Origin of the sequence: Corynebacterium sp. (genome assembly GCF_030535495.1) — a bacterium.
GTDB lineage: Bacteria > Actinomycetota > Actinomycetes > Mycobacteriales > Mycobacteriaceae > Corynebacterium.
The window spans coordinates 1-1680 of record NZ_JAUNRW010000190.1; the positions used below are offsets into that span (position 1 = coordinate 1).

Genomic DNA, 1680 nt, shown 5'->3' on the forward strand with positions numbered 1-1680 from the left:
AGGAGGCGCTCGAGGCCGCGGGCGTGCGGGTGGGGACGACACCGACGGAAACCGCGGAGATCATGCGGGGGATCGTGCGGTCCGAGCGACCCTAGCGCCGCACCATCTCCAACGACGCCAGTCGCACCTCGCCCTCCGCATCAGAGGCGTCGAGGTCGACGACCGCGACCAGCTGAAAGGCGTTGTCGCCCTCCGGGTCCTTGATGATCTGCCGGGCGGTCCACTCGCGGCCGTCCTGGGAGAGGGTGAAGTACTCGCCGGAGCGGGCGTCCTGGCCGGTGTCCAGGTCGGCGTACTCGTCGAAATAGGCGTCGAGCTCCACACCCCAGTCGGGCTTGTCCTCGCGCTCGAGGTAGTCCAGCAGCTCGGCGAGCTTGTCCTCCTTCTCCCAGGCGAACAGTTCCACCAGGCGCCACATGAGGTTGCGCACCATGATGGTGAAGGCGCGCTTGTTGGCGGTGAGCGCGGTGGGGTCCTCGAGGCCGAAGGCGAGTTCGCGCGCGAGGTCCTCCTGGGAGATGGGGGTGTCCTCGTCGCCCATCTGGGCCCATTCGTCGATAAGCGAGGAATCGACCTGGCGGATGAGCTCGCCGAGCCACTCGATGACGTCCTCGAGCTCGTCGTTAAGTGCCTCGAGGGGCACGGACTGGCGGAGGGTGCGCCAGGCGTCGGTGAGGTAGCGCAGGACGACTCCCTCGGAGCGGGCGAGGCCGTAGGTGGCGATGAGATCCGAGAATGTCATCGCGTGCTCGATCATGTCGCGCACGACGGCCTTGGGGGAGAGCTCGAACTCACGGGCCCAGGGGGCACCGGCGGTGAAGGTCTCGTAGGCGTCCTCCAGCTCCTCGGCCAGCGGCTGCGGCCAGGTGATGTCCTCGACGATGGCCATGCGCTCGGTGTAGTCCACGCCCTCGGCCTTGAGCGCGGCGATCTCCTCGCCGCGGGCCTGCTTCTGCTGGGCCTGCAGGAGGGGACGGGGGTCATCGAGAATGGCCTCGAAGGTGGAGATGACGTCGACGGTGTAGGTGTCGGATTCCTGGTCCAGCAGGGTCAGCGCGGCCAGGGCGAAGGGGGACAGCGGCTGGTTGAGGGCGAAGTCGCGCTGCAGTTCCTCGGTGAGGTGGTAGGGGCGCCCCTGATCGTCGGTCCCGTTCTCCGCCTTGACCACGATACCGGCGTTGACCAGGCCCTTGAACAACTCGAGGGTGTGCAGGATGTCGCGGTTCTGCTTGGCCCGGGTGTCATGGTTGGTGCGCAGCAGATGCTTGAGATGCTCGTAGCCGTTGCCGGGGCGGGCGATGACGTTGAGCAGCATGGAGTTGGTCATGCGGAACTGGGAGCTCATCGCCTCCGGCTCGGCGACGGTGAGGCGCTCGTAGGTCTTCTCCGACCAGGTCACCTCGCCGTCGCGGACGGACTTCAGGCGCAGCTTTTTCAGCTTCTTCGGGTCGGAGCCGGCGCGCTGACGCAGACGCCAGTTCTCGATCTCATGCTCCGGGGCCTCCACGACGACGGTGCCTTCGGTGTCGTATCCCGCACGCCCGGCGCGGCCGGCGATCTGGTGGAACTCGCGGGACTTGAGGATGCGCTGGCGGGTGCCGTCGAACTTGGCCAGGCCGGTCAACAGCACGGTGCGGATGGGCACGTTGATGCCCACGCCGAGGGTGTCCGTGCCGCAGA

The 1680-nt window shown here is 67.4% G+C and carries 1 protein-coding gene; it reads right to left on the reverse strand.

Features of this window, described 5'->3' with window-relative positions; all coding sequences use genetic code 11:
* Positions 1-91 precede the first annotated feature (91 nt).
* On the reverse strand, positions 92-1680 hold a 1589-nt coding region (locus tag Q4F73_RS12460; RefSeq protein ID WP_303359656.1), incomplete at its 5' end, for a DUF3516 domain-containing protein.